The sequence below is a fragment of the Cytobacillus sp. QJM3NY_8 genome (assembly GCF_056173585.1).
The window spans coordinates 3,892,901-3,915,811 of sequence record NZ_CM149681.1 but is presented as its reverse complement, the minus strand read 5'-3'; the positions used below and the strand labels follow the sequence as shown (position 1 = coordinate 3,915,811).

At 41.0% G+C, this 22,911-nt stretch carries 29 protein-coding genes; 23 read left to right on the top strand and 6 right to left on the bottom strand.

Translation table 11 applies throughout. The features are described from left to right. Positions 1-18 precede the first annotated feature (18 nt). The 3 genes from AC0VZ9_RS20180 to AC0VZ9_RS20170 all read left to right on the top strand — a co-directional run bounded on the left by AC0VZ9_RS20180 (position 19) and on the right by AC0VZ9_RS20170 (position 1,626). On the top strand, positions 19-687 hold the full coding sequence (locus AC0VZ9_RS20180; RefSeq protein WP_009332840.1) for a CoA transferase subunit B: 669 nt from the start codon (positions 19-21) through the stop codon (positions 685-687). Positions 688-931: 244 nt separating this feature from the next. Further along, on the top strand, positions 932-1,303 hold the full coding sequence (locus AC0VZ9_RS20175; RefSeq protein ID WP_009332839.1) for a VOC family protein: 372 nt from the start codon (positions 932-934) through the stop codon (positions 1,301-1,303). Positions 1,304-1,380: 77 nt separating this feature from the next. Continuing rightward, positions 1,381-1,626 (top strand): YqkE family protein, encoded by a 246-nt coding sequence (locus tag AC0VZ9_RS20170; RefSeq protein WP_009332838.1) that lies wholly within the window; start codon positions 1,381-1,383, stop codon positions 1,624-1,626. A gap of 163 nt (positions 1,627-1,789) precedes the next feature. On the opposite strand, the gene AC0VZ9_RS20165 is transcribed toward AC0VZ9_RS20170, so the two are convergent. Continuing rightward, entirely contained in the window at positions 1,790-2,713 is a 924-nt protein-coding gene (locus tag AC0VZ9_RS20165; protein ID WP_009332837.1) for an aldo/keto reductase, read from the bottom strand. Positions 2,714-2,785: 72 nt separating this feature from the next. After that, complete coding sequence (mciZ, locus tag AC0VZ9_RS20160) at positions 2,786-2,920, bottom strand: Z-ring formation inhibitor MciZ (protein ID WP_475396663.1); 135 nt, start codon at positions 2,918-2,920, stop codon at positions 2,786-2,788. A 78-nt stretch (positions 2,921-2,998) separates the two neighbouring features. Between mciZ and AC0VZ9_RS20155 the strand changes: the two genes are divergently transcribed. After that, complete coding sequence (locus AC0VZ9_RS20155) at positions 2,999-3,550, top strand: NUDIX hydrolase (RefSeq protein ID WP_009332836.1); 552 nt, start codon at positions 2,999-3,001, stop codon at positions 3,548-3,550. A gap of 1 nt (position 3,551) precedes the next feature. Further along, the gene (locus AC0VZ9_RS20150; RefSeq protein ID WP_475396662.1) at positions 3,552-4,718 is read left to right on the top strand and encodes an endonuclease Q family protein; all 1,167 of its coding nucleotides are present in this window, start codon (positions 3,552-3,554) and stop codon (positions 4,716-4,718) included. Between the two features lie 15 nt (positions 4,719-4,733). Here the strand turns inward: AC0VZ9_RS20150 and AC0VZ9_RS20145 are convergent, their stop codons facing one another. Further along, positions 4,734-5,309, bottom strand: coding sequence for a GNAT family N-acetyltransferase (locus tag AC0VZ9_RS20145; RefSeq protein WP_009332834.1), 576 nt, complete (start codon positions 5,307-5,309; stop codon positions 4,734-4,736). 171 nt (positions 5,310-5,480) lie between these two features. Between AC0VZ9_RS20145 and spoIIM the strand changes: the two genes are divergently transcribed. From spoIIM to lysA, 17 genes are all read left to right on the top strand, one after another. Then, positions 5,481-6,125 carry a stage II sporulation protein M gene (spoIIM, locus tag AC0VZ9_RS20140; RefSeq protein WP_009332833.1) on the top strand — a complete coding sequence of 215 codons (645 nt, stop codon included), beginning with the start codon at positions 5,481-5,483 and terminating at the stop codon, positions 6,123-6,125. A gap of 235 nt (positions 6,126-6,360) precedes the next feature. Continuing rightward, the gene (gene fur / locus AC0VZ9_RS20135; protein ID WP_009332832.1) at positions 6,361-6,834 is read left to right on the top strand and encodes a ferric iron uptake transcriptional regulator; all 474 of its coding nucleotides are present in this window, start codon (positions 6,361-6,363) and stop codon (positions 6,832-6,834) included. Positions 6,835-6,913: 79 nt separating this feature from the next. After that, entirely contained in the window at positions 6,914-7,165 is a 252-nt protein-coding gene (locus AC0VZ9_RS20130) for a hypothetical protein (protein ID WP_256814776.1), read from the top strand. A gap of 153 nt (positions 7,166-7,318) precedes the next feature. Then, positions 7,319-7,546 carry a YqzK family protein gene (locus tag AC0VZ9_RS20125; protein ID WP_009332831.1) on the top strand — a complete coding sequence of 76 codons (228 nt, stop codon included), beginning with the start codon at positions 7,319-7,321 and terminating at the stop codon, positions 7,544-7,546. A gap of 9 nt (positions 7,547-7,555) precedes the next feature. Continuing rightward, positions 7,556-8,449 carry a site-specific tyrosine recombinase XerD gene (gene xerD / locus AC0VZ9_RS20120; RefSeq protein WP_475396661.1) on the top strand — a complete coding sequence of 298 codons (894 nt, stop codon included), beginning with the start codon at positions 7,556-7,558 and terminating at the stop codon, positions 8,447-8,449. A gap of 321 nt (positions 8,450-8,770) precedes the next feature. Then, complete coding sequence (gene deoB / locus AC0VZ9_RS20115; RefSeq protein WP_475396660.1) at positions 8,771-9,955, top strand: phosphopentomutase; 1,185 nt, start codon at positions 8,771-8,773, stop codon at positions 9,953-9,955. Between the two features lie 30 nt (positions 9,956-9,985). Next, the gene (locus tag AC0VZ9_RS20110; RefSeq protein WP_019380339.1) at positions 9,986-10,807 is read left to right on the top strand and encodes a purine-nucleoside phosphorylase; all 822 of its coding nucleotides are present in this window, start codon (positions 9,986-9,988) and stop codon (positions 10,805-10,807) included. 228 nt (positions 10,808-11,035) lie between these two features. After that, positions 11,036-12,340: a pyrimidine-nucleoside phosphorylase gene (locus tag AC0VZ9_RS20105; protein ID WP_019380340.1), complete on the top strand. Its 1,305-nt coding sequence runs from the start codon at positions 11,036-11,038 to the stop codon at positions 12,338-12,340. Between the two features lie 148 nt (positions 12,341-12,488). Next, the gene (locus tag AC0VZ9_RS20100; protein ID WP_009332826.1) at positions 12,489-13,652 is read left to right on the top strand and encodes a D-alanyl-D-alanine carboxypeptidase family protein; all 1,164 of its coding nucleotides are present in this window, start codon (positions 12,489-12,491) and stop codon (positions 13,650-13,652) included. A gap of 225 nt (positions 13,653-13,877) precedes the next feature. Further along, positions 13,878-14,228: an anti-sigma F factor antagonist gene (gene spoIIAA / locus AC0VZ9_RS20095; RefSeq protein WP_009332825.1), complete on the top strand. Its 351-nt coding sequence runs from the start codon at positions 13,878-13,880 to the stop codon at positions 14,226-14,228. Positions 14,229-14,231: 3 nt separating this feature from the next. Beyond that, entirely contained in the window at positions 14,232-14,672 is a 441-nt protein-coding gene (spoIIAB, locus tag AC0VZ9_RS20090) for an anti-sigma F factor (protein ID WP_009332824.1), read from the top strand. Positions 14,673-14,684: 12 nt separating this feature from the next. Then, positions 14,685-15,443, top strand: a complete 759-nt coding sequence (sigF, locus tag AC0VZ9_RS20085; RefSeq protein ID WP_009332823.1) for an RNA polymerase sporulation sigma factor SigF — start codon at positions 14,685-14,687, stop codon at positions 15,441-15,443. 226 nt (positions 15,444-15,669) lie between these two features. Then, on the top strand, positions 15,670-16,290 hold the full coding sequence (locus tag AC0VZ9_RS20080) for a stage V sporulation protein AA (RefSeq protein ID WP_009332822.1): 621 nt from the start codon (positions 15,670-15,672) through the stop codon (positions 16,288-16,290). Further along, positions 16,280-16,702, top strand: a complete 423-nt coding sequence (locus AC0VZ9_RS20075; protein ID WP_113884466.1) for a stage V sporulation protein AB — start codon at positions 16,280-16,282, stop codon at positions 16,700-16,702. Before AC0VZ9_RS20080 ends, AC0VZ9_RS20075 begins: the two co-directional genes overlap by 11 nt. A 56-nt stretch (positions 16,703-16,758) precedes the next feature. Next, on the top strand, positions 16,759-17,349 hold the full coding sequence (spoVAEA, locus tag AC0VZ9_RS20070) for a stage V sporulation protein SpoVABEA (RefSeq protein WP_019380344.1): 591 nt from the start codon (positions 16,759-16,761) through the stop codon (positions 17,347-17,349). Next, positions 17,321-18,805: a spore germination protein gene (locus tag AC0VZ9_RS20065; protein ID WP_009332819.1), complete on the top strand. Its 1,485-nt coding sequence runs from the start codon at positions 17,321-17,323 to the stop codon at positions 18,803-18,805. Before spoVAEA ends, AC0VZ9_RS20065 begins: the two co-directional genes overlap by 29 nt. 185 nt (positions 18,806-18,990) lie before the next feature. After that, a complete protein-coding gene (gene lysA, locus AC0VZ9_RS20060; protein WP_019380345.1) occupies positions 18,991-20,310 on the top strand; it encodes a diaminopimelate decarboxylase in 1,320 nt (439 codons plus the stop codon). Between the two features lie 26 nt (positions 20,311-20,336). Here lysA and AC0VZ9_RS20055 read toward each other — a convergent pair whose 3' ends face one another. Continuing rightward, the gene (locus AC0VZ9_RS20055; RefSeq protein WP_009332817.1) at positions 20,337-21,206 is read right to left on the bottom strand and encodes a DUF1002 domain-containing protein; all 870 of its coding nucleotides are present in this window, start codon (positions 21,204-21,206) and stop codon (positions 20,337-20,339) included. Positions 21,207-21,694: 488 nt separating this feature from the next. On the opposite strand from AC0VZ9_RS20055, the gene AC0VZ9_RS20050 reads away from it, so the two are divergent. Beyond that, complete coding sequence (locus tag AC0VZ9_RS20050; protein WP_019380347.1) at positions 21,695-22,069, top strand: GNAT family N-acetyltransferase; 375 nt, start codon at positions 21,695-21,697, stop codon at positions 22,067-22,069. Between the two features lie 3 nt (positions 22,070-22,072). Here AC0VZ9_RS20050 and AC0VZ9_RS20045 read toward each other — a convergent pair whose 3' ends face one another. Beyond that, complete coding sequence (locus AC0VZ9_RS20045; RefSeq protein ID WP_019380348.1) at positions 22,073-22,594, bottom strand: DUF309 domain-containing protein; 522 nt, start codon at positions 22,592-22,594, stop codon at positions 22,073-22,075. A gap of 197 nt (positions 22,595-22,791) precedes the next feature. Then, positions 22,792-22,890: a YjcZ family sporulation protein gene (locus tag AC0VZ9_RS20040; protein ID WP_019380349.1), complete on the bottom strand. Its 99-nt coding sequence runs from the start codon at positions 22,888-22,890 to the stop codon at positions 22,792-22,794. Between the last annotated feature and the right edge of the window lie 21 nt (positions 22,891-22,911).

Genomic DNA, 22,911 nt, shown 5'->3' with positions numbered 1-22,911 from the left:
ACGGAAGGAGAGGGACTCATGAGTAACGATAAAGCAGCAGTCCGCGAGAAAATTGCCAGACGTGCTGAGAAAGAAATTGAAAATGGCTTTTACGTTAATTTGGGAATCGGCATGCCGACATTGGTTGCAAACTATATTTCTGATAATAAAGAAGTAGTCCTTCAATCTGAAAATGGATTACTGGGAATTGGACCATACCCTGCCGAAAGCGAAGTTGATCCGGATTTAATTAATGCAGGAAAAGAAACAGTTACCGCAATTTCGGGGGCCTCCTATTTTGATAGTGCTGAATCTTTTGCGATGATCAGGGGAGGCCATGTGAATATTGCCATTCTCGGCGGCATGGAGGTTTCTGAAAAAGGGGATCTGGCAAACTGGATGATTCCCGGGAAAATGATCAAGGGAATGGGCGGTGCAATGGATCTGGTTCATGGCGCCAATAAAATCATCGTCATCATGGACCACACCAATAAAAATGGAGATTCGAAAATCCTTAAAGAATGCAGCCTGCCTTTAACAGGAAAAAACGTTGTTGACCGCATTATAACTGAGCGGGCAGTCATCGATGTCACTGATTCTGGTTTGAAGCTTGTTGAAGTCGCTAAAGGCTTCACAATCGAGGACATAATCAATTCAACAGAACCTGAATTGCAAATTGATGAAAACGTTGTAACAGAAGCTTATTAATTTCTTTTGAAAAGTACAGCTGCATGCTGTGCTTTTCATTATTTTTGAATTGTTTTTTAATAAATTTCAGTGTTTATATTTGCACATAACTCAATGTCCTGCGGGAGGAGGCTCTCGTTCCTCCCCGCGGGAAAGCTTGAGTGCCTGCAGCGGAAATCAACGGGCAGCATTCAAAAGTGCAAACAACTAATGAGAAATAGAAATAGGCCTCTTAATAAGAGGTTGAAAGAAAAGAGGAGAAAAAATGAGTTTTTCATTTAAAGGAATCGATCATATCCAGCTGGCAGCTCCAAAAGGCTGCGAGGATGCAGCGAGGAAATTTTACGGTGAGCAGCTTGGACTGAAGGAAATTCCCAAGCCTGAAAATCTTCAGAAGCGCGGCGGCTGCTGGTTTATATGCGGAGATCAGGAAATCCATATCGGGGTGCAGGAAGGCTTCCTGCCGGCCAAAAAAGCCCACCCTGGATTTATTGTAGAAAACCTCGAAGACTTGAGAAGCAGTCTCCAAGAGCAGAAGATAGCTATAAAGGAAGAACCGCCAATAGAAGGAAGGAAGCGATTCTTTGTTGATGATCCATTCGGAAACAGAATTGAGTTCCTGGAGTATTTGTCGTAATAGCCATGCAGCCTGTTCCTTCATGAATAGAAAAATATGATATAATAAATGGCAAAATTAGTTGATGAGGGGATTATATGAAAAAGAAAAAACACCATTCCCAGCCTAAAAAAGACGATAAGCCAGTCACGCTTGGCGATATGCTAAACCAGGACTTAATGGAGCAATTAAAAGGGAAAAAGCAGGAATTAAAAGCTGCCGAAGATAAACAGAAGGAAGAAGATGAGCGCAAAAAAAGAGAGGAAAGAAGACTGCGCGAAAAAAATAAAAGTTTTGAAGAACTGCTTGGAGAAAGCGATCTTAACTGGAAAGAGTTCAAATAATAAGAAAAGCGGAAGGCGCACGCTTAGCAGCTTAGGCCCGAGAGCCGATGGTGCCTGAGCTGGACAGTTATCTAACTTCAGAAATTACATATTCTTATCTTTCAAAAAAAGAAGGGGCTGACTTTCCATCAGCCCCTTCTTTTCTCATTATTACAAGCTATTATTATCGATGCTGCTCATATTTGTTTAGCTTGGCAATGGATTGAATAATAGTCAATTCATCTTTATTCAGGGGATTAGCTCTTATTGCTCTTGCATTTGCTCTAACTTGCTCTGCCTTGCTGGCACCTGCCGTCACGGAAGCGACAGCGGGATCCGCAAGATTATACTGAAATGCTATCTCAGTCATGGAGCGCTCATCCGAAATTTTTTCCCTGATGCTGGTAAGCGTTTCTTCCAATTCAGCATAGCTGTAATCCAAATAGCCTTTCTTTTTAACTGACTCCGTTGCCTTATACAGCATTTTGTCGCTGAGCAGACCTTTAGCGAGCGGACCTCTTGTAACCGCGCTGATGCCTTTTTGATTTAGAAGCGGTAAAGCTTCTTCTTCCGGTCGCCGATCTAGAATGCTGTATTGCATCATGACCGAAATGATGGAGGACTTTGAAGCATATTCACGGATCACATTTGGACGGATGGAGGATATGCCATATTGCCGGATGTATCCTTCTTCCTTCAGTTCCTCAAATGCTTCAATGGTTTCATCAATAGGATCTTCAATCGTGCCTCCATGAAGCTGATATAAATCAATATAGTCTGTGCCCAGCCTTTTTAAACTGTCCTTTACAGCTTCTTTGATGTGGCTTTTTGAGGGATCCCAGCTCCAGCCATCTTTATTATTATTCCAGCGGTTGCCGGCTTTGGTAGCAATGATAACCTGTTCCCGGACACTCTTTAAGGATTGTCCGACAAGCTTTTCATTTTCGCCAAAGTCATATAAGTCAGCTGTATCAAAATAATTGATTCCTTCCTCAAGGGCAGCTTCAATAATCTCCTGAGCCTGGGAAGGGTTGGTGCCAATTGACATGCAGCCCAGCCCAAGCTCGCTAACGTACAAGTCTGAGTTTCCAAGTCTTCTCTTTTTCAAGTACCCACCTCATTTGAGTGTTTTCTATAATTGTACATAAACAAATGAGGCATACTCAAATTTAGAGGCTTATCATTTTATATTGTTCTGAGATTCAACCCAGTCTTTTACAAGAACGTACTGCCTGCTGTATTGTTTTAATTTCTCACGGACTTCCCAGGCTTTTCCGGTCAGAATAATTCCCCTTCTGTGGACATACACCTTCATGCCATACTCCCCCTCATCAAGTATGATAAAATGTATGAGCAATCATTATCGGAATAGAACAGGAGTGACTTAAAAACAATGAGCCGCCTAGAAGAAAGGACGATTAATACGGAAAAAATCTTCACTGGTAAAGTCATTAGTCTGCAGGTGGAAGATGTTGAATTGCCGAATGGCAAAACATCGAAGCGGGAAATTATCAAACATCCCGGGGCAGTAGCTGTATTGGCTGTAACAGAAGATAATAAAATAGTGATGGTCGAACAATATAGAAAAGCGCTGGATAAGATTATTGCTGAAATCCCTGCCGGAAAGCTTGAAGCAGGAGAAGAGCCCAGAGTTTGTGCAGAAAGGGAACTTGAAGAAGAAACGGGGTACGGCTGCACGGAAATGGAATGGCTGATCTCATTCTACACTTCTCCTGGATTTGCCGATGAGCTGGTACATTTATATATAGCAAAGGGTCTTATGAAAAAAGAAAATGCCGCTTCGCCTGATGAGGATGAATTTGTGAATCTTATGGAAGTAACGCTTGATGAAGCAATTTCCCTGCTGAAGCAGCAAAGGATTTATGATGCGAAAACCGCTTATGCTATCCAATATCTGCAGCTGCAAGAGGCGCAGAAAAAATAGCATGAAGCGCTTTTTTACTGATCTCCATATCCATATTGGACGTACGTTTACGGGAAAGCCGGTTAAAATAACAGGCGCTAAATCCTTAACCTTCACAAATATCATCAGGCATGCCCGAAATGAAAAAGGGCTTGATATCATCGGCATTATTGATTGTCATTCTCCTGAAGTCATTCTTGAAATCGAGGATTTGGCTCAAAAAGGACTGGTAACTGAACATAGCGACGGGGGACTTCAGTATGGAGATTTAACGATTATACCTGGCTCAGAGCTTGAAATATATGATGAATTCTGTAAAGGCCCCATTCATGTTCTTTGCTTCTTTCCGACCCTTTCAGCTATGAAGGTTTTCTCAGCCTGGCTATCGGGACATTTAAAGAATATAACATTAAGCTCACAGAGAATTTATGCCTCAGGCAGAATTCTTCAGAAAAAAGTGAAGGAACTGGATGGGCTTTTTATACCTGCCCATGTTTTTACCCCATTTAAAAGTTTATTCGGGAAAGGGGTGGAGCGGTCGCTGTCAGAAGTGTTTGATCCTGGCTTAATTGATGCAATAGAGCTGGGGCTCAGTGCAGATACTATGATGGCTGATCAAATAGCTGAACTACACAGATATACCTTTTTAACCAACTCAGATGCCCATTCACTAAAAAAAATTGCAAGAGAATATCAAATCCTTGAAATGGAGTCACCAACATTTGCTGGCCTGAAAAAGGCTTTGGCTGAAAAAGAAAAATGCAAGGTGAAAGCCAATTTCGGGCTCGATCCGCTGCTTGGAAAATACCATCAGACTGTTTGCTCTGAATGTTTTGCCCCATTTGATGGAGCAAAGGGCATATGCAGAAATTGCGGTAACCACAAATTTATCAAAGGCGTGGCTGACCGGATCTCTGAACTAAAATCATCTGGAGAATTGCTCGTTGAACGGCCTCCCTATATTCATCAAGTGCCGCTTGAGTTCATTCCAGGGTTAGGCCCGAAAATGCTGGAGAAGCTGCTGAATCATTTCGGCACTGAAATGGCCATTCTTCACGATGTTCCTTTATCAGAAATAAGCAAAGTAATCCCTAAGAAAACAGCCAGGCTTATTGAGAAAGCCCGAGGAGGAACATTAAACCTCAAGGCAGGGGGCGGGGGCAAGTACGGCAAAATTATGGATATCTAAAAAACATAGAGCCCATCAGGCTCTATGTTTTTTAGATACTTTAGCATATATGCATGTATCCCTAAGCTCTTTTCCATCTGCGCTCAGACTGTCATTGATTAGTACCCCTTCAAGCGTGTATCCCAGCCTTTCGGGAATCCTTCGGCTGTTTATGTTTTTCGGATCACATCTAATTTCCACTCTGTTCGCTTGAAAATGCTCAAAGGCAAATTTCGTCAAACCTTCGGCAGCTTCAGTAATATATCCTTTTTTCTGAAACCTCGAATCTCCCCAATAACCTATTTCGAATTTGCGGACATCCCAATCAATACGATGCAGGCCAGTGGAGCCAATAAAGACATCGTCTTCTTTCCTATAAATATGGATACGGAAATCTTCCCTAAGGATAAACTTGGCATAAGATTTGCGGATGCCAGCTTCAGTTTCTTCCACTGATTGTTCATTCTGTGCAAAAGGAAGCCATTTTCTTAGCTCAGCAGCTGAAACTAATATAGCTTCATGCACTGTTTTCCCATCTCCGGGCAAGGCAGGTCTCATATATAGCCTTTCGGTTTCAATCCTCTCTGGAAACTCATTTAAAATCGAATCCATTTTCTCATTCCCCTCTATGACAATTTAAATAATTTTGAAAATTATAGCGGAAATAACTGAAGTATTCAAGACTTTTTTTTTCCATTGGGGAGTAACCAATTCTTTGTCATACAAATCTGGGACAGGCATAGAATTTAATATCCAATCTGTTTTGTTTTAGGAGGAAGAGCAATGAAGAAAAAAATGTACCAGAACGCTGCAGCAGCCCACTTTCGCGAACATTCCTCAATCTATTTATTTGTTGTTGTATTATTCCTGATGGGTGTCATTTTTGGGGCTATCGTTGTGAATAGCTTAAGCTTTACACAAAAGGAAGATTTATTTTATTATCTGTCGCAGTTTTTTGGCCAGGTATCAGATGGACATGTTGCAGCAGCAGATGAATTATTCAAACAGAGCTTTTTTCATAATACAAAATTTATAGGACTGATGTGGATTTTGGGAATCTCCATAATTGGACTGCCTGTCATTCTGATTCTTCTATTTATGAAAGGGATGGTGGTTGGCTTTACAGTTGGTTTTCTCGTTAACCAAATGGGATGGGAAGGGTTTTTGCTTTCCTTTGTATCGGTCCTTCCCCAGAATCTGATCATTATACCTATATTTATTCTCGCTGCAGCACTGGCTGTTTCTTTCTCTTTAAAAATGATAAGAAGACAATTTATGAAAAAAGTCGGTCAGCCCATGATGCCTCTTTTTGGAAGGTATATGGTTGCTTTTGCAGTAGCCATTCTGTTTCTAATTGCTGCAGCCGGAGTCGAGGCGTTTATCTCGCCTGTCTTAATGAAGTCTGTTGTCAACTCAATCCAATCCTAACATATGAATGAATGTAATGGCAGAGCTACCAGCTCTGTCTTTTGTTTGTGCAGGAAAAGGGATAGAAACAAAGAAGATAGGGTACATATAAAGAGGTTTAAATATGTTTTGAATCATATTATAATAATTATTATATAAAAGTAATTTTTATCTGTTATTTATAATTATTTTATTTTGAATGTGATCTCATTTCTGTTATAATGAGAATGTTAGTGGCGAGGGAGGGACTTTCGGTATGGAAAGCAGAATTGAAAGAATAAAAAAACAGTTGCATTCATCCAGCTATAAACTAACACCACAGCGAGAGGCAACAGTTCGCGTCCTGTTAGAACACGAAGAGGATCATTTAAGTGCGGAAGATGTCTACCTCCTAGTAAAAGAGAAATCGCCTGAGATAGGCTTGGCAACTGTATATAGAACACTTGAATTGCTGACTGAACTAAAAATTGTCGATAAAATTAACTTTGGTGATGGAGTTTCCCGTTATGACCTGCGTCAGGAAGGGGCAGCCCATTTTCACCACCATTTAGTCTGTATTGAGTGCGGAGCTGTTGATGAAATTCAGGAAGATTTGCTTGAAGACGTAGAGGAAGTGGTTGAACGCCGCTGGAACTTTAAAATAAAGGATCACCGCCTTACGTTTCATGGCATCTGCTACCGCTGCCAGGATAAACAGACAGACAACGAAACCGAAACAGAAGAAAACTAATATTTATTGACAAAGCTTATTCTTACATTAGAATGGGCTTTTTATTTTGATCTATTTTCACAAAGTTTGCTGTTTTCGAATGGATAAAAATATTTTTTACCGCAAAGTTGATTGGAGCGGAGGGCACTTGATCCTCGAAAATGCTATCGCATTTCCTTCGTGCGGTGTTCATTCAAGGAGGTTTATTCAATGTTCTGCGGGAGGAGAGGGAAGGGAGAGACGCGAAGCCGAGGAGGCTCTCATTCCTCCCCGCGGGAAAGCTGGAGTGCCCCGTGCTGAAATCAACGGGCTTCTTTCAGAAAAACAACAATCCATAAGAGCCTGGTTATAAAAGTAAATCCCCAATAACAAACAAAAAGGAAGAGTGCCCTGAAGAAACGCCAATTATGCAGATTCAGGTATAATTCTTGTCCAAAATGGCATACCTTTTAATAATAGAAAGCATTTGAATCTTTGCTTATTAAAAGTGATGGAGGACCAAACAATGAAATCCTGGCTGAGTATGGCTTTTCAGACCATTAAAGTGTTTGTCATTTTTACTGGATGCACAATCCTTTTTTATTATGGTATTATGTGGTTAAACGAAGAATACCAGGATTATCACCGCTATGACGAACCACAGGGAGCGGCTGTTAAGGTGTCGGCGAGCGGTACAGATGAAGATAGGAGCTTGCTGGACCGGTTAATTCTTTTCTATTTAAATGGGGAGTAATGCAATCATATGGATGATCAGTTAAGGGACTTTATTCATTATTTACTTGTAGAAAAAGGCCTGGCCAAAAATACAATTGTATCTTATGAAAGAGATTTGAAAAGTTATCTGAAATATCTCAAGTCTGAAGAGAAGATTTCAAGCCTTGAGAGTGTGCAGCGGACACAGATTCTCCAATTTCTCGGCTTTTTAAAAAAACAGGGCAAATCCTCAAAAACCTTGGCCCGGCATATAGCCTCCATAAGGGCCTTTCACCAATTTCTGCTCCGCGAAAAAGCAGTTGGCCATGACCCTTCGGTCCATATAGAAACACCGCAAATGGAACGTTCGCTTCCAAAAGTATTAAATATGCAGGAAGTGGAAACTTTATTGGATTTTCCAGAGATAAGGGATCACTTTGGTTTGCGCGATAAAGCTATGCTTGAACTTTTATATGCTACAGGCATTCGCGTAAGTGAGCTGATTGGCCTGAACATAGGTGATGTCCATTTAACGATGGGCTTTGTAAGATGTATAGGCAAAGGAAACAAGGAGCGGATTGTGCCTATTGGCAAAACAGCCTCAGAAGCGCTGGAAAAATATTTAAATGAAGGAAGAGGAAAGTTTGCTCCAAAAAAGCATAAAGATGAAGCGTTATTTTTAAATCATCACGGCAAACGTCTTTCAAGACAGGGATTTTGGAAAATATTGAAGCGGCTGGCTCAGGAGGCAGGGATCGAGAAGGAACTTACTCCGCATACGCTGAGGCATTCATTTGCTACTCATCTGCTTGAAAATGGTGCGGATTTGCGGGCAGTCCAGGAAATGCTTGGACATGCCGATATTTCCACCACGCAAATTTATACGCATGTAACCAAAACTCGCCTTAAAGATGTGTACAGCCAATATCATCCCCGTGCTTAAACCATTAATTAACTAAGTAAATATAAATGTCATAAAGCTGCCATGAAAAATAGGCAGCTTTTTCTTGTCTTTTTACCTGTTTATTATGTAAAATATAGATGTCAGACTTCTGACGAATGAAAGGGCTATCTATATATTTATTTAACTGAAAGAATTACCTTTTTTACTGTCCAGGTCCATCGCCTGCCTCCTTGAGGTGTGTGGGCAGACAAGGCGTTCCGCTTTTCTTTCAGCAAGAGAATCAGTGTTAAATAAACCTAAAAAGGGTACTATACGAATATGATTTTTGTAACCGTATTCAAATAATTAGGAGGTTTACATATGTCTGCATATACATATAAGCGCGTTTTTTTAATCGTCATGGACTCAGTAGGAATTGGAGAAGCGCCTGATGCCGATAAGTTCGGTGATAAAGGCGCTGATACGATTGGCCACATTGCAGAAAAAATGAATGGCCTGAAGATGCCGAATATGGGCAAACTCGGGCTTAGTAATATCAGTGAAATCAAAGGAATCGAAAAAGCAGAGAAGCCAATGGCATTTTACACTAAAATGCAGGAAGCATCTAACGGAAAAGACACAATGACTGGACATTGGGAGATCATGGGCTTGAATATCCAAACCCCCTTTCGGGTATTTCCAGACGGGTTCCCGCAGGAATTGATTTCTGAACTTGAAGCCCTTACCGGGAGAAAAATAATCGGCAATAAACCGGCGAGCGGAACGGAAATTCTAGTTGAACTCGGGGAAGAGCATATGAAAACCGGCGCTTTGATTGTTTATACATCAGCCGATTCAGTACTGCAGATCGCGGCACATGAAGATATAATACCAATCGAAGAACAGTATGAAATCTGTAAGATTGCACGCGAACTGACGCTGGATGAAAAATATATGGTCGGCAGAGTGATTGCCAGACCATTCATTGGCGAGCCGGGAAATTTCCAAAGAACATCCAATAGACATGATTATGCGTTAAAGCCTTTTGACCGCACGGTAATGAACGAAATGGCAGACATTGGCCTCGATGTATTGGCAATCGGCAAAATTTCCGACATTTTTGATGGCGAAGGGGTAACGGAAGCCATTCGTACAACTTCAAATATGGACGGAATGGATAAGCTGATTGAAACATTTGAAAAAGAGTTTACGGGCCTGAGCTTTTTGAATCTTGTTGACTTTGATGCATTATTTGGGCATAGACGTGATCCGGAAGGCTATGGAAAAGCACTTGAAGAATTTGATGAGCGCCTGCCTGAAGTATTTGAAAAAATGCAGGACGGCGACCTATTAATGATCACTGCGGACCATGGTAATGACCCGGTCCACCATGGCACAGATCATACACGTGAATATGTTCCTCTTCTTGTTTACTCAAAAGACATGGAGGAAGGGCAAGAGCTTCCAATTAGCGAAACCTTTGCAGATATTGGAGCAACAATTGCTGATAACTTTAATGTAAAGATGCCGGCTTTTGGCAAAAGCTTTTTAAATCAATTGAAATAACGAATAAAAAAGCAGATGAGGAGAATGACGATGAATTATAGCAAAATTCAAAATGCGGCTGAATTTCTTAAAAATAAGTATACTGGACAGCCAAAGATTGGGCTGATATTAGGGTCAGGACTTGGAGTGCTGGCAGACGAAATTGAAGAACCGGTTAAAATCCCTTATAACGAAATCCCTGATTTTCCTGTATCAACAGTAGAGGGCCATGCAGGACAACTGGTATTCGGACGTTTGAACGGCATTGAAGTGGTTGCTATGCAAGGCCGTTTCCATTATTACGAAGGATACTCATTTGATAAAGTAACCTTTCCGGTAAGAGTTATGAACGAAATGGGTGTTGAGAAGCTTATTGTTACGAATGCAGCAGGCGGAGTGAATGAAGCCTATTCACCTGGTGATCTCATGCTTATTTCAGACCATATCAACAATATGGGCAGCAATCCGCTTATTGGTCCCAATGATTCCCGCATGGGTCCGCGTTTTCCGGATATGTCAGAAGCATATTCCAAAGAATTGAGAAAGCTTGCCAGAGATATAGCCGATAAGCTAGACCTGAAGATTCAGGAAGGAGTTTATGTCGGCAATACAGGGCCAACTTATGAAACACCTGCAGAAATTCGCATGCTGAGAACAATGGGCGGAGATGCAGTCGGCATGTCAACTGTTCCAGAAGTCATTGTGGCACAGCATTCAGGAATGAATGTTCTTGGAATCTCCTGTATCTCAAATATGGCTGCAGGTATCCTGGATCAGCCGCTGAACCACGAAGAAGTAATCGAAACAACTGAGAAAGTCAAAGCCGATTTCCTTCGTTATGTGAAAGCAATTGTTAAGGAACTTGGTGTATAAGATTTTTTAAGGCATGTTGATTCTGAGGCTATGCGGCTAACTTAGTTTAATTACTAAGTTGGTTGGAGCGGAGGGCACTTGACTCCTGCTCAGAGGAGGCTCTCGTTCCTCCCTGCGGGAAGCAAGTGTCCCGTGCTGAAATCAACGGGCTGCTTATTGAACAAAAACAACAATCCGATTAGATTAGAGCCATAAGAAAAGAATAAATGAAAGCAGTGGTGTTTGATGATGAGAATGGTGGATCTTATTGAAAAGAAAAGGGATGGACTTGAGTTAACAACAGAAGAAATTCAGTTTGTCATTAAAGGATATACAGACGGATCAATCCCGGATTATCAGGTAAGTGCTTTAACAATGGCTATCTTTTTCCAGGGAATGACAGAGAGCGAAAGAGCCGACTTGACTATGGCGATGGTAGAATCCGGTGATCAAATCGACTTATCGAAAATAGAAGGCATTAAAGTAGATAAACATTCAACTGGCGGTGTTGGCGATACAACAACACTGGTCCTGGGGCCGCTTGTAGCGGCAGTGGGTGTTCCGGTTGCGAAGATGTCAGGCAGGGGACTCGGACATACAGGCGGAACAATCGACAAACTTGAGTCTGTAGTAGGTTTCCATGTGGAAATTGAAAATGATGAATTTATAAAGCTTGTTAATCAAAATAAAATTGCAGTAATTGGACAGAGCGGAAACTTAACACCAGCTGACAAAAAGTTGTATGCACTGCGCGATGTTACAGCTACAGTCGACAGCATTCCTCTAATTGCAAGTTCGATTATGAGCAAGAAAATCGCTGCAGGTGCTGACGCCATTGTCCTTGATGTTAAAACAGGCGCTGGCGCATTTATGAAGACACTTGATGATTCACGTGAATTAGCGAAAGCGATGGTTCGAATCGGAAATAATGTTGGCAGAAACACAATGGCAGTTATCTCCGATATGAGCCAGCCGCTGGGCTATGCAATTGGAAATGCCCTTGAAGTAAAAGAAGCGATCGATACATTAAAAGGCGAAGGTCCTGAAGATTTGACAGAACTTTGCCTGACCTTGGGCAGCCATATGGTTTTCTTGGCGAAAAAAGCGAATTCATTGAAGGAAGCGCGTGAGAAGCTTGAAAATGTTATTAAAGACGGTTCCGCTTTAGACACATTCAAAGTATTCTTAAGCTCTCAGGGCGGAGATGCTTCCGTTGTTGATGATCCGCAAAAATTGCCTCAGGCAAAATATACATTTGAATTAGAAGCTAAGCAGGATGGCTATGTTTCTGAGATTGCAGCGGATGAAATCGGAACAGCAGCCATGCTTTTAGGAGCAGGAAGAGCAACCAAGGAATCCGAAATCGATCTTGCTGTCGGCCTTATGTTAAGAAAGAAAATCGGCGACCAGGTACAGAAGGGCGAATCTCTCGTAACCATCTACAGCAACTTCGAAAATGTAGAAGAAGTAAGAAATATGCTTTATGAAAACATTGCTATGTCGACTGAAAAAGTACCGGCTCCAGTATTGATTCATGAAGAAATAACTGAATAATATAGCAGCAAAAAGCCGCCAGGACTTTATGTCTGGCGGCTTTTTGCTGTGGTGCTGTTTCTCTTATTTTCTTTTTAGTCAGCCAGAACTGTATAAATTTTCTTTGAATGGAAAAAATGGAGGCTATAAAGAATGGAGGTATTGTGTGATGAAACGACTCGTCTCATTGATGTTAATAACATTATTAATGGCAACAATCTTTGTTCCTTCAGGATTTGCAAGAGAAAGCAGTGCAGATTTAGCGGATAATGTGAAATCCGCAATTCTTATCGAACGTGATACCGGATCGATATTGTATGAAAAAAATAGCGGTGAACAGCTGCCGCCTGCGAGTATGACTAAAGTAATGACAATGCTTCTAATCATGGAAGCTATAGATGAAGGAAAGCTGTCATGGGATGAGAAAATCCGGACAAGCGAGTATGCGGCATCAATGGGCGGCTCGCAAATTTTCCTTGAGCCAGGTGAAGAAATGACCACAAAGCAAATGCTGCAGGGAATCGCTATTGGTTCAGGAAATGATGCGTCCGTTGCAATGGCTGAGAGAATTGCTGGTTCAGAAGAAGCTTTCGTTGAAATGATGAATAATAAGGCAAAGGAATTAGGCCTTAAGAACACTAATTTCCAAAACCCTACAGGCCTGTCAGCTAAAGAACATTACAGTACTGCACATGATATGGCAATAATGGCAAAAGAGCTCCTTAAATATGAAAAGATAACAGATTTTACTGGAACCTATGAAGCCTATCTTCGTGAGGACACAGATAAAAAATTCTGGCTTGTCAATACAAATCGCCTTGTGCGATTTTATCCAGGAGTTGATGGGCTTAAAACAGGTTTCACATCTGAAGCAAAATACTGCTTGACAGCAACTGCCGAGAAAGATGGCATGCGGGTAATAGCAGTTGTATTTGGCGCACCGACTTCCAAAGAACGCAATGCCCAAGTGACTAAAATGCTCGACTATGCATTTAGCCAATATAAGACACATCCAATGTATGAAAGAAATCATGTCCTTGGCAAAGTTGCAGTAAGCAAAGGGGAGAAGAAAATGGTTGAAGCCCTGACAAGCGAACCGATTTCCCTATTAACTAAAAAAGGTGAAAGCATTGAGGAAATTGAACAAAAAGTTACATTAAATAAAAATATTAAAGCACCTGTCCAAAAGGGCGATCAAATCGGGACACTAACCTTGAAAAAGAATGGAAAAGTTTTAGTTGAAAGCCCTCTGGTTGCTAAAGAAGATAGTATGGAAGCATCATGGTGGACCTTGTTTAAGAGATCTATGGGATTATTTTCAAAAGCTGAATAAATAACCATTCATTTTTGTCGAAAAGAATCTTTATGTTAATTATTTTTAGCGAAAATGCACTAGTTTTGTCTCCAGGAAGGAAATGAAACATCATGCATCGAAATTGACTCACTATAAGGGCGGATACCGGAATTTTTTGAGATTCCGGCTTATCCTATCCGGAGAAAGAGCATGGAGTATTAGCGGCTTTTTCAGTTGCGGGTACCAGATAAGGAGGCTAAGATAGTGAGTCTTAACATTAATTTGGAAGTGAAGCATGATGTCTTATGTATTCGTTTAAGCGGGGAGCTGGACCACCATTCGGCAGATGAGCTGCGTGAACAGGCAACAAGGGCGATTGAAGAGCATGACATCCATCACATTATTTTAAACCTTGAGCAGCTTTCTTTTATGGATAGTTCAGGGTTGGGAGTTATTTTGGGCAGATACAAACAAATCAAACAAAAGCATGGTGAAATGGTTGTTTGTGCCATTTCTCCAGCGGTGCAGAGACTATTTGATATGTCGGGTTTATTTAAGATTATCCGTTTAGAACCGACAGAAGAAAACGCACTGCAAAGATTGGGGGTTGCCTGAAATATGAAAAATGTGATGAACCTCGAATTCAGCGCACTTAGCCAAAATGAATCATTCGCTCGTGTCACTGTTGCTGCTTTTATTGCTCAGCTTGATCCGACAATGGATGAACTGACAGAAATTAAAACTGTCGTTTCCGAAGCTGTAACCAACTCCATTATTCACGGCTATGAAAATGATCCTAATGGGATTGTCTATATTTCTGTCCTGATTGAAGATGGATTCATTGATTTGACCATTAAGGATAAAGGCCTTGGAATTATGGATGTGGAGGAGGCACGTCAGCCGTTATTTACAACAAAGCCTGAACTGGAAAGATCAGGTATGGGCTTTACCATCATGGAAAATTTCATGGACGAAATCGAAATCAAATCGCAGCCGGGGATAGGCACAGAGATCCGATTAAGGAAGCATTTATCAAATAGTAAAATGCTATGCAATTAAGGGAGTCTTGCTATGGATGTGGAGGTTAAAGCAGAGAAGGGCCAAACCTATTTAAAGGACAATGAAGTCAAGGAGCTTATAAAGCAAAGCCAAAGCGGAGATCAGGGTGCGAGAGACAAAATTGTTCAAAAAAATATGCGTCTTGTCTGGTCTGTCGTCCAGAGATTCTTGAATAGAGGATATGAACCGGATGACCTTTTCCAAATTGGCTGTATTGGCTTGTTGAAATCGGTTGATAAATTTGATCTCAGTTATGATGTGAAGTTTTCAACCTATGCGGTTCCAATGATTATCGGAGAAATCCAAAGATTCATCCGCGATGATGGAACGGTGAAGGTAAGCCGTTCATTGAAGGAAATGGGCAATAAAATCAGGAAGGCCAAAGATGAGCTATCAAAAACGCTTGGCCGCATCCCAACAGTTACAGAGCTTTCCGAGTTTCTGGAAATCTCTCCGGAAGATATTATCCTAGCCCAGGAAGCAAGCCGGATACCTTCATCAATACATGAAACAGTTTATGAAAATGATGGAGATCCCATAACGCTGCTCGATCAGATAGATGATGGCAATGAAGGGAAATGGTTTGATAAAATAGCTCTAAAAGAAGCGATCCGCGAATTGGATGAGCGGGAAAGACTGATAGTTTATTTGCGCTATTATAAAGATCAGACTCAATCTGAAGTGGCAGCAAGGCTTGGTATTTCCCAGGTTCAGGTATCGCGTCTTGAAAAAAAGATACTCCAGCAAATGAAAGATCGAATGGATATATAAATCCATCCGGTCTTTTTTTTTATTTTCAAAATACCAAAGCATAAAGCTTTGGACATCGATACCTGTCTAGATCCCCCACTTCTGCTGCTTTTCTAAACAGCCAATTATTGGAGTTCATGAAGCTAATATATGTAACTCATACTAAATATAGACACAAAAGCGGAAACGCTCTAAATAGTCGTACCAAGTTTATAAAAAGGAAATCACTTTGTGGGAAGTGAGCGTTTTGGAGAAAACAGTTTATATTCGCTTGCGGCACCGTCTGCAAATACGGCCCAATCAGATAATACTGCTTAAAGATATTGCACAGGTCATTGCCGATGATGATATTTATGTAAAGCTTTGTGCACTTCCGCTATATAAAGTAAATGAGCATGACCAAAATATTGTGATAATTGACGTTATGAAGGTAATTCGTGCCATTACCCAATTATTTTCAAACCTGGAGGTCCAGTCGATTGGGCCGGCTCAATCGATAGTTGAGGTTGTTACAAAAAAGCAAAAAGTATCATTCCCTCTTTTCCTGCTGGTTTGGCTGCTTCTGTTTATTGGTGCCGCCCTGGCAATTATGAATTTTCATGAAGATGTGAGCATGCAGGCTGTACAGCTTAGAATTTACACTCTCATAACTGGGGAAGTGGACAGAAAGCCCCTCATTTTTCAAATTCCCTATTCCATAGGCCTGGGGCTCGGCATGATCATATTCTTTAATCATGTTTTTAAGAAGCGGCTTAATGAAGAGCCTAGCCCATTGGAAGTGGAAATGTTCAATTATCAGCTGGATCTTGATAATTATGTTGCATTGAAAGAAAACAAGGAGAGTATGAAGTATCTTGATGACCATTAATGTTGTCCTGGTAATGATCATTGGATTTGCGGGGGGGCTCGCTGTTGGTTCAGGGTTCGTTGCCTTTCTGGCTGTTTTAGGCATTATCCCGAGGCTGACCCAGCTGACCAAAACGATGAAAATGATCCATCATTATGAAGCTGCAGTTGTTATGGGTGCTTTGGCAGGTGCCCTGGCAACTTTATGGGATCCGGTGCTCCAGTTAACACCGCTGCTTTTAATCCCCCTGGGGCTCGCGTCGGGAATATTTATTGGAATGCTGGCAGCAGCTTTAACCGAAGTTTTGAATGTATTTCCAATCCTTGCGAAAAGAATCGGAGTGGATGGGAAAATTGCGATTTTATTAATGGCATTTGTATTTGGAAAGGTGTTCGGATCACTGTTTCAATGGATTTATTTTGTAAATAAATAAGCAATCGGCTGGGCATATTTAAAGAAAAAATGAGGATTCGGAAAGGAAAAGCCGCTATGGATGAACGGAGGCACGTCATTCTTATAACAGATGGAGACGATTTTGCAAGGAAGACAGTTGAACTTGTTGCTAAGGAAATCGGAGGAAGATGTTTGTCCTTGTCGCATGGAAACCCTTCAATCTTAACCGGTCAGCAAATCGTCAAGCTAATAAAAAAGGTTTCCCATGATCCTGTCCTGGTTATGTTTGATGACAGCGGGTTTATCGGGGAGGGAACTGGAGAGAATGCGCTGAAATATGTTGCGTGCCATAAGGATATCGATGTTCTGGGAATCATAGCAGTTGCCTCAAAAACAAGACAGGCCGAATGGACAAAAGTAGATGTGTGTATTGATAATAATGGCGAATTAACCCCCTACGGAGTTGATAAGTTTGGAGTTCCCGAGATGGAAATAGGCAGAATCAATGGTGATACCGTTTATTGTCTGGATCAGCTGGATGTGCCGATAATCGTGGGAATTGGCGATATCGGGAAGATGTCCAAAAAAGATCATTATGATGCAGGATCACCGATTACTAAAAAGGCAGTAGAACTTGTATTGGAAAGGAGCGGCTATTATGGCACAAAGGAAGACGAAAGAAGATAAGACACCCATATTTGAATCCGTACATGAAATTGAAAAATATATGAAAAATAGAGTCGGCCTGGGAGAAAGCTTCGATCTGGGTGTCAGAAAGCTAACGATCTTAAGGAAGGATGTACATTTCTATTATATTAACGGATTAACGGATACGAATTATATCATTGCTATCATTGAGGGATTGGTTGGAATCAATGACAGTGAAAAACTTTCCGCTAACCTTTTTAAAATCATTGAAAACAGGCTGAGGCATCAATCAATTGAACACATTAAAACAATGGATGAGCTGGTCGATCAGGTGCTCTCAGGTCTAATTGTGGTTGTAGGCGAGGGAGAGGGAGAAGGTCTTGTCATCGATGTCAGAAGCTATCCCGGCAGAACCCCTCAGGAGCCGGATACTGAAAAAGTTGTCCGCGGATCAAGAGATGGCTATGTAGAAAATATTATAGTAAACACGGCCTTAACCCGCAGAAGAATTAGGGATGAGAGACTGCGATTTGAGATAATGCGCGTAGGTGAAAGGTCTAAAACGGATGTTGCCATTGGTTTCATTAAAGATGTGGCCAATCAGGATTTAGTTGATTTAATTAGAAAAGAAATAAAAGCCATTGAAATAGATGGCATTACCATGGCTGATAAAACAGTTGAAGAATTTATACTGAAACAGGGTTACAATCCCTTCCCGCTGGTACGGTATACGGAAAGGGCAGATGTGGCAGCAGCCCATTTGCTTGAAGGGCATGTTATTGTTTTTGTTGATACTTCACCAAGTGTGATTATAACACCTACTACTTATTTCCATCATTTACAGCATGCGGAAGAATACAGGCAATCGCCAGCTGTCGGCACATTTGTCCGCTGGATTCGCTTTTTAGGTCTCTTGGCTTCTGTTGTGCTTTTGCCGCTATGGTTCTTGTTTGTTTTGGAGCCTTCGCTTCTGCCTGAAAGGATCGCGTTTATCGGACCAAACGAAGAAACGAATGTGCCTGTCATAGCCCAGCTGTTTCTTGCAGACATCGGAATTGAGTTTCTAAGGATTGCAGCCATCCATACACCTACACCGCTTTCAACAGCTATGGGCTTAATAGCCGCTGTACTTATAGGCCAAATTGCCATAGATGTTGGCCTATTTGTTCCTGAAGTCATTTTATATGTATCACTTTCGGCAATTGGAACATATACGACACCAAGCTATGAACTGAGCATTGCCAATAAAATTCTGCGATTGTGTTTGCTTGTGGCAGTTGCCATTTTCCATACACCCGGCCTAGTCGTGGGACTCACACTAATCATTCTCCTGCTGGCAAGCATTAAATCTTTAAATACACCATATCTATGGCCATTTATTCCATTCAGCCCGGTGGCTTTAACCCAAATCCTGATTCGCCGTTCCATGCCCGGTTCAAAGATCAGGCCGAGTATTGTCCAGACTAAAAATCGTTATAAGCAGCCTGTTAAATAAGAAATACGCGTAATGCCGATTGCGGAAATACACGAAATATGGTAAAGTTTTTTTAATTAAATAAAGGATTAAAGGAAACAGAATAGACAGTCTCTTACGCAGCTGTCTTTTTCTTTCATAAACTGATTAATCACGGGGGCAGGGGAACCTGGCCTGGCTCCTGCGGAAAAGGAAGAGGGGGAACCATGTATTTTCACGGCACCATGAAGGTAAATGAAAAAGGGCATCTTGAAATTGGCGGTATGGACACAGTCGATCTTGCCGGTCAATTTGGAACACCTTTATACGTATATGATGTGGCATTAATAAGAGAACGGGCAAGGGGATTTAAGCAGACTTTCGATAAGCTTGGAATAAAAGCACAAGTGGCATATGCAAGCAAAGCTTTTTCTACAGTGGCCATGGTTCAGCTTGTTGATGAAGAAGGTCTTTCTTTGGATGTAGTTTCAGGCGGAGAGTTATACACGGCTCTTGCTGCAGATTTTCCACCTGAAAGAATTCATTTTCACGGGAATAATAAAAGCAGAGAAGAATTGAAAATGGCTCTTAAGAATCAGGTCGGCTGTATTGTTGTCGATAATTTTTATGAGCTGGAATTATTAGAGGAGATTTGCGAATCTCTTGCAGCCAGGACAAAAATCTTACTGAGGGTTACACCTGGAATTGAAGCCCATACCCATGATTATATCTTAACTGGCCAGGAAGATTCAAAATTTGGGTTTGACCTTCAGAATGGACAGGCGGAAACGGCTTTACAAAAAGCGCTGAATTCAAGCTGGATCGAAACACTTGGACTGCATTGTCATATCGGTTCTCAGATTTTCGATACAACAGGATTCATTTTGGCTGCCAAGAAAATTTTTGAAAAGATGGCAGAATGGAAAGAAAAGCATGCTTATGAACCTATAGTGCTTAACTTAGGCGGAGGTTTTGGAATCCGCTATACAGAAGATGATGATCCGATTCATGCATCTCAATATGTTGAAGAAATCATTGGGGAAGTTAAGAAACAGGCTGAACATTACTCAATGAAGATGCCGGAAATTTGGATTGAGCCGGGGCGCTCCCTTGTGGGAGATGCAGGGACAACTTTATACCAGACGGGATCACGCAAAGAGGTTCCAAATGTCAGAAATTATCTGGCTGTGGACGGCGGCATGAGTGACAATATCAGGCCGGCTCTTTATCAGGCTAAATATGAAGCGGTATTGGCAAACCGGGTATTGGATAAACCCGAAGAGACAGTATCAATTGCCGGTAAATGCTGTGAATCAGGCGATATGCTTATTTGGGATTTGCCTCTTCCAAAAGCAGGGGATCAAGACCTCTTGGCGGTTTTCTGCACCGGCGCATACGGCTATTCCATGGCAAACAACTATAACCGAATTCCAAGGCCGCCTGTCGTTTTTATTGAAAATGGAGAGGCAAAGCTGGTTGTTAAAAGAGAAACATACGAGGACATTTTAAGATTGGATTTGCCAATCAATGAAAAAATAAAAAATTAAGCTGCCCGTCAAGGCAGCTTAATTTTTTAAGAGAAGAAGGCTTTAACAGCGTCTATTACACTCACAAAAAAACGCTTTAAACTTTCTAAAAAACCTTGGCCTTCTTCACTTTCAAGGTATTTGGATATTTTGTCTTTTGCCTGGTTAAGCTGCTCGCCGACCTGATTCCAGTCGATATCAAGCTCTTTCAGCTTGTTGAACAAATCTATTAAACTTAAAATCTCCTGTTCAGTCAGAGTGATGCCGAGTTCCTTGGCGGCATTTTCGATAATAGTTCTTAGTTCTGCATCGGTTTCAGGTGAGTTTTTTGCAATTTCCTCTTTAATTTTGGCAATTAAAGCAGCAGCATTCTCGTTTCCGACCGAATCGCCAAGCTTAGCTGTTTCGACCATTTCTTCATTAGCCGCCTGTTTTACTTCTTCAGGGATTGTTTTTTCGGCCGAAATTTCATATGCCTTGATGATGCCTGTTAAGGCAGCTGTTCCGGAAACATTCGCAGGAGCTGTTATATAGATTTTCGCATCTTTTACACCTGCAGTAATCAAGGCATTAATATACATTTCATCAGTAACCCAGTTGATATTCTTTGTCTCAACTTCAAGTCCGGAGCCTTGTTTTGCTATTGTGACAGCTGAAGAAGATATCGCTCTCGTGCCTATTAAAGCTTTAGAGATATAATTGCCAAGATATTTATGTTCTTCTTCATTTGAAACAGTAATGATGGCCGCATCTTTCGGAGCTTTCATTTCAGCCAGAAGCATATTTTTTTGTTCTTCTGATAGATTCTCTCCTAGGGTGACAATTACGTCACCTTCTGCCATATCGGCAAATGCCTGTATCGGCATAATAAATAATAGCGAAATCATGAATAGCGCAAGCATTTTATTCCATTTCATGCGGTTTCCTCCCGAAGCAAAAATAGGTAAGCCATGTATGACAAGTCTGCCTTAATTATAATGGCTTCCTGTAAATAGACGATTCTTATGCGGAAAAGTTTCAATTCTTCTTTACCTGAAACATTAGCTCAAAATGCCTATTTCAGCAAGCAGAATGGAATTATCAAAAAGAATAGTGTAAAATGAATGATAGTTTGTGAGTCATAGGATTTATATAAATGGGGGCAGTAAGGAATCATGAAAAAAAGCAATTGGCTTCTTTTTATTTTATTGCTTGTCTTAAGTATCGGATGGGGACTGGTTTACTGGTTTTTTATAGTTTAGAGCCGTCTTGTATCAAAAAAGGCGCTAAGGCAATGGATTATACGGTTTTTATTCGAAAATAGCAACATTCAGCATGAATACATATACTGTTATGGTAAGTTTATAAATATTAAAAAGTGGGAAAAATAGTTATGATGTTTTTATTCAAATAATGAGGGATTAATATGCTAATTCGATATAAAAAATCATTTGAAAAAATTGCAATGGGTCTTTTATCTTTCATGCCTAATGAAAAAGACCTGAAAAGGCTGCAGCAGACGATGAAGCAATATGAATCAGAAGAAAATTGGCAGCTGTTTTTGTGGAAGGAAGACGAAGATATAATTGGGCTGGTTGGGGTTACATCAAGTGATCAGACCATGGAGATTCAGCATATCTCTGTTAACCCGTCACACCGGCATCAAGGGATAGGCAAAACAATGATAAAAGCATTGGATGAACTATACCCTGGCAAAACGTTAACTGCAACTGATGAAACGGAAGCTTTTTTGAACAAGTGTGATATCAATAATGAAAATAAAGAAAAAGGCAGCGAATAATTATTATTCCTGCCTTTTTTTCTGATTCAGGGCATCCAGTCTCTCTTTAATGACCATTGTTCTATCTCTTCTTTTATGGCGGTGAACAATTTCTTTATCCAGTAGAATGCTGTCAGAGCACCAGGCAAATCCCTTGGAGGAGCAAACATCCATGCATTTTTCCTTAAGCAAGTGGTCTGTTATTGGCAAATTAACGCTCGTGTACTTACCGCCTTTTTGTATCAGCTCGAGCCTGTCCTTAAGGTCTTTCATCAATTGATCTGCATTAAGTCCCAGTGCCGTCAAATCTGCAGGACTGCACTCCAATATGCCGATTCCTTTGCGGAGAGTACGTTCGGCACCATTATTATTTTCTCTGCGATGATGATAAAAAGAAACTGCCATGAGAATTAGCCCAACCCATGTAGAACTTTTATTGTTTCGATCTGTATTCTTCCAGTATTCCTCCAGTATTTCGTGACATTCAAAATAATCACGGTCACCATGAAAATGGACCATGAACTCGATATATGCATCAGGATACATACTTTCACTCCTTGACAATTCTTTCTTTATTTTAACATAGGAGAAGCGGTTATCAGAAAAATAAAAACCCGGCGATTTAACCGGGCTTTTGAACACGTATATTTTGGCGCTTCTGGCTGGTCTCTGAAAGGCAATCCTTTTTCAGGTCCAGCCAGCAAAGTGCTGAATTTGTTATTTACTGTATTTAACGCAACAATTTAGAAGCACCAGGAAGCTCCTACAATAATTAAAAGGATGAACAACACTACAATTAAAGCAAACCCGGTTCCGCAATCTCCAAATCCAGAATTAGACATTCAATATACCTCCTGTATCTT

Bases quoted from the DNA above. Each gene is read 5' to 3' on its own strand.
- AC0VZ9_RS20180 (WP_009332840.1), top strand. From the start codon at position 19: ATGAGTAACGATAAAGCAGCAGTCCGCGAGAAAATTGCCAGACGTGCT.
- AC0VZ9_RS20175 (WP_009332839.1), top strand. From the start codon at position 932: ATGAGTTTTTCATTTAAAGGAATCGATCATATCCAGCTGGCAGCTCCA.
- AC0VZ9_RS20170 (WP_009332838.1), top strand. From the start codon at position 1,381: ATGAAAAAGAAAAAACACCATTCCCAGCCTAAAAAAGACGATAAGCCA.
- mciZ (WP_475396663.1), bottom strand. From the start codon at position 2,920: ATGAAGGTGTATGTCCACAGAAGGGGAATTATTCTGACCGGAAAAGCC.
- AC0VZ9_RS20155 (WP_009332836.1), top strand. From the start codon at position 2,999: ATGAGCCGCCTAGAAGAAAGGACGATTAATACGGAAAAAATCTTCACT.
- AC0VZ9_RS20150 (WP_475396662.1), top strand. From the start codon at position 3,552: ATGAAGCGCTTTTTTACTGATCTCCATATCCATATTGGACGTACGTTT.
- AC0VZ9_RS20145 (WP_009332834.1), bottom strand. From the start codon at position 5,309: ATGGATTCGATTTTAAATGAGTTTCCAGAGAGGATTGAAACCGAAAGG.
- spoIIM (WP_009332833.1), top strand. From the start codon at position 5,481: ATGAAGAAAAAAATGTACCAGAACGCTGCAGCAGCCCACTTTCGCGAA.
- fur (WP_009332832.1), top strand. From the start codon at position 6,361: ATGGAAAGCAGAATTGAAAGAATAAAAAAACAGTTGCATTCATCCAGC.
- AC0VZ9_RS20130 (WP_256814776.1), top strand. From the start codon at position 6,914: ATGGATAAAAATATTTTTTACCGCAAAGTTGATTGGAGCGGAGGGCAC.
- AC0VZ9_RS20125 (WP_009332831.1), top strand. From the start codon at position 7,319: ATGAAATCCTGGCTGAGTATGGCTTTTCAGACCATTAAAGTGTTTGTC.
- xerD (WP_475396661.1), top strand. From the start codon at position 7,556: ATGGATGATCAGTTAAGGGACTTTATTCATTATTTACTTGTAGAAAAA.
- deoB (WP_475396660.1), top strand. From the start codon at position 8,771: ATGTCTGCATATACATATAAGCGCGTTTTTTTAATCGTCATGGACTCA.
- AC0VZ9_RS20110 (WP_019380339.1), top strand. From the start codon at position 9,986: ATGAATTATAGCAAAATTCAAAATGCGGCTGAATTTCTTAAAAATAAG.
- AC0VZ9_RS20105 (WP_019380340.1), top strand. From the start codon at position 11,036: ATGAGAATGGTGGATCTTATTGAAAAGAAAAGGGATGGACTTGAGTTA.
- AC0VZ9_RS20100 (WP_009332826.1), top strand. From the start codon at position 12,489: ATGAAACGACTCGTCTCATTGATGTTAATAACATTATTAATGGCAACA.
- spoIIAB (WP_009332824.1), top strand. From the start codon at position 14,232: ATGAAAAATGTGATGAACCTCGAATTCAGCGCACTTAGCCAAAATGAA.
- sigF (WP_009332823.1), top strand. From the start codon at position 14,685: ATGGATGTGGAGGTTAAAGCAGAGAAGGGCCAAACCTATTTAAAGGAC.
- AC0VZ9_RS20075 (WP_113884466.1), top strand. From the start codon at position 16,280: ATGACCATTAATGTTGTCCTGGTAATGATCATTGGATTTGCGGGGGGG.
- spoVAEA (WP_019380344.1), top strand. From the start codon at position 16,759: ATGGATGAACGGAGGCACGTCATTCTTATAACAGATGGAGACGATTTT.
- AC0VZ9_RS20065 (WP_009332819.1), top strand. From the start codon at position 17,321: ATGGCACAAAGGAAGACGAAAGAAGATAAGACACCCATATTTGAATCC.
- lysA (WP_019380345.1), top strand. From the start codon at position 18,991: ATGTATTTTCACGGCACCATGAAGGTAAATGAAAAAGGGCATCTTGAA.
- AC0VZ9_RS20055 (WP_009332817.1), bottom strand. From the start codon at position 21,206: ATGAAATGGAATAAAATGCTTGCGCTATTCATGATTTCGCTATTATTT.
- AC0VZ9_RS20050 (WP_019380347.1), top strand. From the start codon at position 21,695: ATGCTAATTCGATATAAAAAATCATTTGAAAAAATTGCAATGGGTCTT.
- AC0VZ9_RS20045 (WP_019380348.1), bottom strand. From the start codon at position 22,594: ATGTATCCTGATGCATATATCGAGTTCATGGTCCATTTTCATGGTGAC.
- AC0VZ9_RS20040 (WP_019380349.1), bottom strand. From the start codon at position 22,890: ATGTCTAATTCTGGATTTGGAGATTGCGGAACCGGGTTTGCTTTAATT.